The organism is Ectobacillus panaciterrae DSM 19096, assembly GCF_000430785.1.
In the GTDB taxonomy this organism is placed as follows: Bacteria; Bacillota; Bacilli; order Bacillales; family Bacillaceae_G; genus Ectobacillus; species Ectobacillus panaciterrae.
Genome location: NZ_AUMR01000003.1, coordinates 273,359 through 283,148, shown reverse-complemented (window position 1 = coordinate 283,148; position 9,790 = coordinate 273,359). Strand labels below are relative to the sequence as shown.

9 protein-coding genes and 3 pseudogenes are annotated in these 9,790 nt (G+C 39.2%); 2 read left to right on the top strand and 10 right to left on the bottom strand.

Annotated features, from left to right (window positions below):
- On the top strand, positions 1-202 hold a 202-nt coding region (locus tag H540_RS31670), incomplete at its 5' end, for a zinc ribbon domain-containing protein (RefSeq protein ID WP_034670128.1).
- Positions 203-554: 352 nt separating this feature from the next.
- On the opposite strand, the gene H540_RS0101495 is transcribed toward H540_RS31670, so the two are convergent.
- The 7 genes and pseudogenes from H540_RS0101495 to citZ form a co-directional block, all read right to left on the bottom strand.
- A complete protein-coding gene (locus H540_RS0101495; protein WP_028399102.1) occupies positions 555-2,075 on the bottom strand; it encodes a malate:quinone oxidoreductase in 1,521 nt (506 codons plus the stop codon).
- A gap of 256 nt (positions 2,076-2,331) precedes the next feature.
- Positions 2,332-3,030, bottom strand: coding sequence for an adenylate kinase (locus H540_RS28710; protein ID WP_051316945.1), 699 nt, complete (start codon positions 3,028-3,030; stop codon positions 2,332-2,334).
- A gap of 163 nt (positions 3,031-3,193) precedes the next feature.
- Positions 3,194-3,601 (bottom strand): annotated as a pseudogene (locus H540_RS0101485) (AMP-binding enzyme); the annotation flags it as partial.
- Between the two features lie 148 nt (positions 3,602-3,749).
- Positions 3,750-4,367 (bottom strand): acetate uptake transporter, encoded by a 618-nt coding sequence (locus H540_RS28705; RefSeq protein ID WP_051316944.1) that lies wholly within the window; start codon positions 4,365-4,367, stop codon positions 3,750-3,752.
- Between the two features lie 491 nt (positions 4,368-4,858).
- Positions 4,859-5,218, bottom strand: a pseudogene (locus tag H540_RS0101470) (2-oxoglutarate dehydrogenase E1 component); the annotation flags it as partial.
- Positions 5,194-5,577: a hypothetical protein gene (locus H540_RS0101465; RefSeq protein ID WP_028399099.1), complete on the bottom strand. Its 384-nt coding sequence runs from the start codon at positions 5,575-5,577 to the stop codon at positions 5,194-5,196. The gene H540_RS0101465 and the pseudogene H540_RS0101470, both read right to left, overlap by 25 nt.
- 200 nt (positions 5,578-5,777) lie before the next feature.
- Entirely contained in the window at positions 5,778-6,890 is a 1,113-nt protein-coding gene (gene citZ / locus H540_RS0101460) for a citrate synthase (protein ID WP_028399098.1), read from the bottom strand.
- Between the two features lie 894 nt (positions 6,891-7,784).
- On the opposite strand from citZ, the gene H540_RS0101455 reads away from it, so the two are divergent.
- Positions 7,785-8,111, top strand: coding sequence for a Spo0E family sporulation regulatory protein-aspartic acid phosphatase (locus tag H540_RS0101455; RefSeq protein WP_028399097.1), 327 nt, complete (start codon positions 7,785-7,787; stop codon positions 8,109-8,111).
- A 74-nt stretch (positions 8,112-8,185) separates the two neighbouring features.
- Here H540_RS0101455 and H540_RS35430 read toward each other — a convergent pair.
- The 3 genes and pseudogenes from H540_RS35430 to H540_RS0101440 form a co-directional block, all read right to left on the bottom strand.
- A pseudogene (locus H540_RS35430) lies at positions 8,186-8,298 on the bottom strand (IS6 family transposase); the annotation flags it as partial.
- Between the two features lie 385 nt (positions 8,299-8,683).
- Positions 8,684-9,247, bottom strand: a complete 564-nt coding sequence (locus tag H540_RS0101445) for a hypothetical protein (protein WP_028399096.1) — start codon at positions 9,245-9,247, stop codon at positions 8,684-8,686.
- Between the two features lie 95 nt (positions 9,248-9,342).
- On the bottom strand, positions 9,343-9,621 hold the full coding sequence (locus H540_RS0101440) for a hypothetical protein (RefSeq protein ID WP_028399095.1): 279 nt from the start codon (positions 9,619-9,621) through the stop codon (positions 9,343-9,345).
- Between the last annotated feature and the right edge of the window lie 169 nt (positions 9,622-9,790).

The following is a 9,790-nucleotide window of genomic DNA, read 5'->3' as shown; positions in this document are numbered from 1 at the left end:
TAAGTTAGAGAAACAGGGGAAGAAACTGATCAAAATCGACAAGTGGTTCCCTTCTTCCAAAACTTGTTCCTGTTGCGGTCAAGTAAAAGCAGAACTGTCTCTTTCTGAACGGACATTCCAATGTGAATGTGGATTCACGGCGGATAGAGACCATAATGCTTCTATCAATATCAAACGAGAGGGCTTACGCCTGTTAGCATAAACATATAGAGCACGGAATAGGCTCGATAGCTCAGTCCATTTCGTATCATGAGGTGCGAGTACCTGAGAAGCCCCCACCTCTAAGCGTTAGCGTAGGTGGCGGGTAGTTCACTTAGCTCCTTGTCATGAAATTCAGTAAGGAGCAGTTGGGGACAAATTGGGGGCACAAATAAACAAACTGGCCTCAATTCCTCCTATCCAATCCGAAATACTCAATAGAAAAAGGACTTCCCACAAAGAGTGAGAAGCCCTTTTTCAATAGAATAGTAGAACACGTATTCTATGATAATAATATATGCTTAATCTTTAAGTCGTTACATTTTGGGTTATAGCTTCAAAAAATTCGCACCTACTTATGATACGCTTTGGCCTGCTATCTGTAACGGCAAGTTTTCGCTTAGACCAAGCGCCCGCGCTGTTGAAGTATGAATTTCGTGGATAAGCTCTGGGTTTTCCATTAGTGACACGCCATAAGAAGGAATCATTTCTTTTATTTTCGGTTCCCACTCTTTTATATGTTGCGGGAAGCATTTTTTTATTACCTCAAGCATGACGGAAACGGCGGTAGAAGCGCCCGGAGAAGCGCCGAGCAATGCAGCTATCGAGCCATCAGCGGCACTAATAACTTCCGTACCAAATTGAAGTGTTCCTTTACCGCTGGCCTCAGTATCTTTGATAACTTGCACACGTTGGCCCGCTACCACTATATCCCAATCCTCGCTTTTGGCGTTCGGAATAAACTTGCGTAATTCTTCCATGCGCTTTTCATTCGATAACATAACTTGCTGGATCAGGTATTTTGTCAATGCCATCTCTTTTACGCCTGCCGCCAACATAGTGAAGACATTATTCGGTTTTACGGAACCTATCAAATCAAAATTTGAACCAGTTTTTAAGAACTTTGGTGAGAAGCCGGCAAACGGTCCAAACAGCAATGTTTTTTTGTTGTCGATATATCTTGTATCAAGATGCGGAACAGACATTGGAGGAGCACCAACCTTAGCTTTACCGTATACTTTTGCATGATGCTGCGCTACAACTTCCGGATTGTTACATACCATAAATAGTCCGCTTACCGGAAATCCTCCAATATGTTTTGACTCAGGAATACCGGTTTTTTGTAGTAAAAGCAGACTTCCGCCCCCACCGCCGATAAAGACGAATTTTGCAGTATGGTATTCAATTTTACCACTATCGATATCATGCACTTTCACTTCCCACAAGCCGTCGCTAGTACGTTTAATATCCTCAACACTATGCTTGTAGTTTATCTCGACGTTTTTACTCTTTAAGTGGTCAAACAACATGCGTGTTAAAGCACCAAAGTTGACATCCGTTCCAGAGTCGACTTTTGTTGCCGCTATCGGTTCATTCGATGTACGGCCTTCCATGATAAGCGGAATCCATTCCTTCAGTTTTTCAGGGTCATCGGAAAATTCCATCCCTTGAAACAGGGGATTGTTCGACAGCGCTTCAAAACGTTTTTTCAAAAACGTTACATTTTTTTCCCCTTGTACTAAACTCATATGAGGTATTGGCATGATAAAGTCCTGTGGATTACGAATCAGATTGCTGTTTACAAGATAAGACCAAAACTGTCCTGAAAGCTGAAACTGTTCATTAATTTTAATAGCTTTGCTAATATCTATAGATCCGTCCGGTTTTTCGGATGTATAGTTAAGCTCACACAGTGCAGAATGGCCCGTACCCGCATTATTCCATTCGTTAGAGCTTTCCTCTCCTGCGTTTGCGAGCTTCTCAAACACTTTGATTTCCCATTCCGGTGCTAACTCTTTCAGTAATGATCCCAAAGTCGCGCTCATGACTCCAGCACCAATTAAGATAACGTCTGTTCTAGTTTGTCTGCTGCTCATTTTTCCCATCCTTATCCCCTAGGTTTGCAGAAAGGATGTAGGCGCTCTTGCTTAGGCGTCACAGCAAGCCAGGGCGCGACCCAGTCACACACCTTTTCTGCATCAATTATAACCTGATTATAGTATGTTACTATTATTTATAGATTAAAATATCTACTATAAACGTAGATTTTACAGCATTTTTAACGTAGTGCGTAACGGTATTTTTACTGTAGTGTTACGGTAAATGCTTACTATGTTTAGCGGTATCGCCACGTTAAGCCGTAACGCCTTTTAAACCATTGGTAATAACAGTTGTAGCTGAATTGGAACGATTACAGACAATATCGTCAATACATTTAAATACCATATCAATTGGTTGAGACCCATCAATGTTACATAAATATCCTTTTTCTTGATAAAAATCAAGCAGTGGTTGCTGCTGGCTTATATTAACTTCCAGTCGTGTTCCTACCGTTTTTTCATTGTCATCATCACGTTGGTAGAGTTCTCCACCACATTTATCACACATACCTTCAACATGAGTTGGGTTAAAGATGACATGATAAGTCGCTCCACAATTACGACAAAGACGGCGTCCAGTTAATCTAGCCATTAACTCTTCACGAGCAACATCAATGTTAAGAACATAGTTAATTGTTCGCCCCATTTCAGCTAACATTTGTTCAAGGACATCAGCTTGTGCTACTGTTCGAGGGAAACCATCTAGCAAAAAACCTTTTTCACAATCATCTTTACTTAAACGTTCACGGACAATACCAATGGTTACTTCATCTGGAACTAAATGTCCAGAACCCATATATTCTTTCGCTTTCTTTCCAAGAGGTGTCCCTTCTTTTATCGCTGCACGGAACATATCTCCAGTAGAGATATGAGGGATTTCGTATTTTTGGGCTATTCGTTCAGCTTGGGTTCCTTTACCTGCCCCGGGAAGCCCCATTAATAATACATTCATCCATAATCTCTCCTTCTTTTTTGCCTGACTTTGTATATGTTTAGATGCTCTAAGTTGTTATTCTTCTCACCTATATTCCCTTTACACATGAGCGAATAGGAATTACTGTCGCTGAACCGCTCACATTTTAGAGCAGTTCAGCAGGAACATGTAAACTTAGTTTTTAACCTTCCATTGTTGATAAATCACCGGTTGGTAAATCGAGCTCCCATGCTTTTAAGACACGCCTCATAATCTTTCCACTTCTTGTTTTCGGAAGTGTATCACGAAACTCAATTTCTCTGGGAGCTGCATGTGCGGCAAGTCCCGTTTTAACAAAAATGCGAATTTCTTCTTTTAGTTCATCCGATGCTTCATATCCTTCTCTTAATGCAATAAATGCTTTAATAATTTCTCCACGTATCGGATCAGGTTTTCCAATGACTCCGGCTTCAGCAACTGCCGGGAATTCAACTAATTTACTTTCAACTTCAAACGGTCCGACACGTTCCCCTGCGGTCATAATTACATCATCGACACGGCCTTGGAACCAAAATTAACCATCTTCATCCATGTAAGCAGAATCACCGGTATGCTCATAGTTTTCTAAATTAAAGTGCCCTTTTTGCACAGAAAGCGTTTCCAACTTCATTATTTTTTCCTCCTAGCTTAATAGATATGTTGTAACTGATACATGGCTTTTCTAGGTAAAAGATTGTATACAGTCCTAACTTTAATGGTTAAGCACTTTTTTCTGCCTGTTGTGCCCGTTGCATTTTCGTTTTATACGGACCGATAGGCAATACATCTCTTCCGTATAAGGGATTTAAAATACCTGCTGCTGACGCATACCAGGCGGCAAGAGCAGTCCCTATTCCGAAGTAGCCTGCAATCGGACCAGAAATAATTTTGAATTCTGTTAAATCCAATAATATGAAGGTAGCCAATAATAAACCAAAAACGATATTTAATGAACGATTTAAACGGAAAGTTCCAATCCACATGTAGAATGTAAAAAGTGTCCAAGCAATCAAAAACACACCGACGGCAATATTTCTATCAGCGCCAAACGACAAAACGCCAGTTAACTCGAAATAAACCATAGAGGACAATGCGATCCAAAAAGCACCGTAAGATGTAAAGGCGGTTGCACCAAAAGTGTTGCTTTTCTTAAACTCCCACATGCCAGCCAACAATTGTGCCAATCCGCCATAGAATAATCCCAGCGTCAGAAATACATCAGCGACAGAAGTGGGGACAAGATGAGCATTCACACAACTTAAAACAAATGTCGTCAGGGCAAAGGCGGCTAATCCTAGCGGTCCAGGATCTGCAATAGTTTCCTTCTTTTCATTCATGCTTTTCAGCTCCTTAGTATTTTTTATGTAAGCTATTACTTGTTGAAAAAGTTGGAATGGCGCGGTGAGTATTTTTATCATTTTTAGCCAAGAAGGCTCCTTCCTCAATTTGTGTGAAGGTGCATAGCACCAACAAATAGGTGGGAGATGAATTGGCTTTTCGTGTAGCAAAACGCACGTTCGTATGGTAAAATACCCCTGTTCAGATTGCACATTGAAAACTGAACAGATGAGGTTGGTACGAGAAATGCTTCGTACCGTAAAATGTTCAAGCAACATTCGTCCATGCGAACTGAAGTCGCGAAAACCAAGCAGAGTAGGTTCGTATGCCGTGTCCAACGTATAGGATACAAAATGTTGAACCGTAGGAACTACGGGGAGTTTCGTGTTCGCAGGAATCTCCCACTTCTAAACGAAGTGAAAGTGGGAGTAGTTCAAGACTTCTTAACATCAAGGTAAGTATCCAATAGGAGTTTAAACCGAACATCAGCTTAATTTTTTACTAAAAACTTTTCTTGTTCCTGGGTATAAGGCACGCTTCGACCTTTTAACGCGCAATGGATGATTCGTTCCTGCTCTTTTTTGTGAACGGTCGGGTCGCCGCCTGAAGGACTTGAACGATCCGGGCGGCCAATATAACCGACGGTTACCCGTCCGGCAGCTAGTTTGTATAGAATCGGGGCCATAAAATGCCATGCTCCCATATTTTTTGGTTCTTTCTGAACCCATACGATTTCTTCCAGATTGGTGTAACGGTTCATAATCGTTTTGATTTTTTCCTCAGGGAACGGATATAGTTGTTCTACACGGACTATATGTAACTCAGTTACATCCAGGCTTTCCATTCCTGCGTATAACCTTCTATCACCGGATCCACAAATTCAAGATGGCTCGGATTATTGGCTAACGTCACACGAGTGACATGGGCCTCGGAATCTTCCACGACTCGATTCCGTCCTAAATGGTACTTCACATCCCCCGTCCAGCCTTCCGTAATGACAACCTTGATATTGTCCGCAGGAGGATCGTTTTTAGTGGTGGCGTGAAGAAATTCAGCAAAAATGTTGCTGTACGGTTTTTCCAGCACGTGAGCAAATTCGTAAGCTAACGTACTTGTATAAAGATCTTTCAACCGTTGAAAGGCATCAGCCGCTGTTTGGATTTGTACCGGTGCATCCTCCCAAACGGCTTGAGCCGGAATCGCCTTCAAATCATTCTCCGTTCGTTCGTATTTGTCTAGATTGAATAGTGCGTCTTCCTTATTATTGATGATTCAGAAGAGTTAGAGACACATAGAGCCGGATATAAATCTCTCTAAGCCGCCCTAACACTCCTAACTTCGCAATACTTTCCGTGAAGTCTTTCTAAGCCTCGAGGAAAGTTAAAATCACGAGTCATTAATAGCTTCTTCTATCTTGCTTCTATCGGTGTGTAGCCTCTCTTTTGCGGACCGACATATTCAGCACGGGGCCGAATTAAACGATTATTCTCATATTGTTCTAGAATATGAGCCGTCCATCCGGAGGTGCGGCTAACCGCGAAAATCGGTGTAAATAGTTCCCTTTTGATGCCTAAACTTTGATAAACAGACGCTGAGTAAAAATCAACATTCGGTAACAATCCTTTTTCTCTCGTTATCATTTCATCTATTTTGATGGACATCTCATAAAGCTTTCTCTGTCCTGTCAAATTAGTTAATTTTTCAGACATCTCCTTCAAATGCTTGGCACGAGGATCTCCTGTTTTATAAACGCGATGCCCAAATCCCATTATTTTTCTCTTTTCTGCTAAAGCCTGTTGAATATACGATTGGACGTTATCTACATCGCCAATTTCTTCGAGCATAGCCATAACTGCCTCATTTGCTCCGCCATGGAGAGGGCCGCTTAACGTTCCGATAGCGGAAACCATGCCTGAATATATATCAGCAAGAGTAGCTACCGTAACCCTTGCAGAAAAAGTAGAGGCGTTCAATTCATGATCAGCATGCAGGATCAGTGCCTTATCGAAAGCTTCGACAGCCACTTGGCTAGGTTCTTCCCCATTTAACATATATAGAAAGTTTTGTGCAAAGCCATACTCCGGTTTAGGGAAAAGGATGTTCCGACCTTCACGTACTCGTTGAATAGCAGCTACAATCGTTGAAATCTGCGCTTGAATCTTTAATGCCTTTTTGCGATTTGCTTCCCGAGATATATCTTTAGACTCTGGATCTAACAAGGCCAAAGCGGAGACAACTGTTCTTAGGGCATCCATGGGGTGAGCATCGAGAGGCAAGGTTTTCAACAATAAAATAATCTCATTGGGCAACATCCCATAACGAACAAGATCCTGTTTCAGCTGCATCAATTCTTTAGCTTTTGGCAGTTCACCATTCCACAATAAATAGACAACCTCTTCAAAACTTGCATGATCTGCTAATTCATCAATATCGATTCCTCGATATGTTAGAGTTCCATCAATAATGGAACTAATGGCAGATTGCGTTGCATTGATGCCTTCCAGTCCAGCAGTCGTCATAATAATCGCTCCCATTCTTATAAAATTTTAAGTTACATAATAATTTTTTCATGAGTTTAACCGTTGAAGTCTAGTTACTTTTTTCATGATAGTAACCGCTTTCAAAATTGCGTAATCAATGTGGTTTAGTATACTTGCGCATACGAAGTTGGCATCTGAGATGGGGGGATTGATGAGAGAAAATTGACCTTCATTCATCCTTTTCTGTATGATAGAGTCTGTTTGAAAAGGTAGTTGCTTAGGAATCTTGTTGATTTTGGTGAATATTTTATCTCCGCACCAATTAACTTTGAGTGATGATGTTCCTAACGTATAGGGCACCGCTTTGACATCAACAACTCAGATAAAATCCTTTAATCCTAGTATCATGTCATTTTGAATTGAGAGTCTATCTTTCCCTGTCAGAATCACACGATTTGATAAACAATAGTCAGGAATAGTTTTTATAAGAATTTTCTGATTTTTATCCCTCTCGTATCCTTGTAAGTTATTTTACCTGATGATGTTCATAAAGAATGAATTTCAGGATGAAATTAGCAAAAATTAAGATAAAGCAGATAATTCTTATCATAAAACAGGAAAAATCTTCAAACCCCAAGTAGTTTTCGAGAATAACCGGAGTAGGATTGGCTAGTCTACAAAGTTATGTATTCCTTTTAGTTGGGTTACTTCATATAAAATTTACTTGGCATAGATTAAAAAGTACAAAAAGAGCCATGTTTTATGATATTATTCCTTCTGAGTAGACAGTAAACAGAAAGAGCCTTGCTGTTAACTCAGGAGGATTATTTTTATTTTAGAAAGTTTTATATCAGTATTTGTCGAAGAAATAATGTAGGAAAATACATAAAAATTCCGAATAATTAAGAGTATAGATGATTTGAAAGGGTGTCGAAAATGGATACAAAAATGGAATTAACAGTTGAAATTGAAAGAATGAAAAAATTGTTAACAAATACGGCAGAGGAACATAATTTTGATCTCCAACATCCAAGTGTTCTACATCTCAGTCATCAGCTTGATTTTTTAATTATAAAATCAATGAAAGATGAGTATAACAACTCTTCTTATACATTTGATTTTAGTGCGATTTTTGAGTTTAGTCTGTTTCCATCGAAACTTGCTTTACGTTTTCTTGAGCTAGTAACTGATTTACAGCAACCGCTTAGAATTACAAGTCAATATCCAGAAAAGAAGAATACTGCGTTCCGCTATCTCCACTAGTTGAGCATTACGGGTTCTTGTGCAAAAATAATTCGCTAGAACCATAGAACAGCAATATCCTGTTAACCTTGAGATTAAGCAGTTAACCTAAATAACTTATGAATAAATTCGACTTCATTTTGGACAGAGTTCACCCTTTGGTGAAGTTGTCCTTTTTTACCATATACATAGCTCCGATGCCGCTTACCGTTAACAAAATAGTATCAGGCTTCCACTTGAACGAATTTTTCATTTCCATACCGATTACACATCTTTTGTAGAGCAGTAGTGTCCAGTATGTCTAAGTTTCAGAGATTTTTTTCACCAGAACAATTAGATTATTGGTTTGAAAATAATATTATGAAAAACTTCTGCAAAAAGCATGGATTTACAAAATACAGAGAATTTGTGTATAAAGAGTTATAATCTTATTGCACTAATAAGTATATTTATTAAACAAGCATAGGAAGACCTCCAGAACGTCTTGGAGGTCTTCCTTTTTTATATCGGTATCAATAACTATCTTTATCAGAACCTAAAAATTTAATAACGTAGTACCGCTAAGACAATTTTTGGGTAAATAAAAGCGGATGTTAAATGCCTTCTTTAGTATTTTCTATGGTTACATCATTATCTAAGATTACAACCTCTTTACCAAAATATATAGTGTAATCCTGCATGGCTACACCAAACTTACTAAGCTCTCCTGCAATTAACATGAGCTTTCTCGTATCAATGATGAATGAGAATAGCTTTTTCTTTTTAAATAAGCTCTGGCTGAATACTGTTACCTCATATCTAGAGTCAATATTTTTCTGAGCAAGGTCAGGCAGGAAAGGCACGGCATCCTCATCTCTTAACTCTCTGAAAGTAACATTCTTATTGAGGGTACAGTAGTCATACAGGAGGTAAGGTAAGTCCTCCTTAGCATCTTTCTCCAATAGCTCAAAGTACACCCATTCTCTGTAAAAGTCATCAGGATTAGAGGTCTTGTATATCTCCTGTAGCTTGTTGTATTTGAGCTTATCTGCCTCTTTATTTTCTTCCCTTTCTTGTCTCCATACATCATCTTTTTGATTTAATGCAAGATCATCTAAGAGGTAGTAATTTTTCTTATGTAGGAATATCAAGTTTCTATCAATTTTGTAATAAGGCATAACTTTCCTCCTTGAACGGTTCTAGTGCAATAAATCTAGGAAGCTTGGACATACTGGTTGTTGCGTTTATGCACTATCGACAAACTGTAAAACCATTACCACTTTACCCGAAGTTTCGGAATATCGCCCTCTGCTTTAATATCAGTGCATAAATATCGCATCCAGAATACAATTGCTAATCCATCATCTAGAGGTTTTTCCGTAGCTGGTTTATAGTTACTGCCTGGAATGTTTCTACCTCGATACGCTTTTGCATACTCCTCTATCGTATCAAGTAAAAAAGAGTCACCATATACAGTTTTATCATCTGTAAACTCAATAGAAAGTCGTCCGGCTTCCTCAAGCTGCTTTAGTTTGCCGCTGATTCGAAACACTAGCTATCATCTCCTTTTCATCATAATTTCTAAGAATTAAAAAAGCTGCGAATGTACGTCCCGTTTCTTAAACAAATTTTCATTACAAAAAACCAAAAGTTAAAACTGATAAGATATGCAAACGGCATAGATGTAAAATTTATATGCTGCATAAGCATGTAGCTATCAC

Excerpts from the sequence above, each read along its gene's own strand:
- H540_RS28705 (WP_051316944.1), bottom strand. The coding sequence starts at position 4,367 with ATGAATGAAAAGAAGGAAACTATTGCAGATCCTGGACCGCTAGGATTA.
- H540_RS28710 (WP_051316945.1), bottom strand. The coding sequence starts at position 3,030 with ATGAATGTATTATTAATGGGGCTTCCCGGGGCAGGTAAAGGAACCCAA.
- H540_RS0101495 (WP_028399102.1), bottom strand. The coding sequence starts at position 2,075 with ATGAGCAGCAGACAAACTAGAACAGACGTTATCTTAATTGGTGCTGGA.
- H540_RS0101445 (WP_028399096.1), bottom strand. The coding sequence starts at position 9,247 with ATGCCTTATTACAAAATTGATAGAAACTTGATATTCCTACATAAGAAA.
- H540_RS0101455 (WP_028399097.1), top strand. The coding sequence starts at position 7,785 with ATGGATACAAAAATGGAATTAACAGTTGAAATTGAAAGAATGAAAAAA.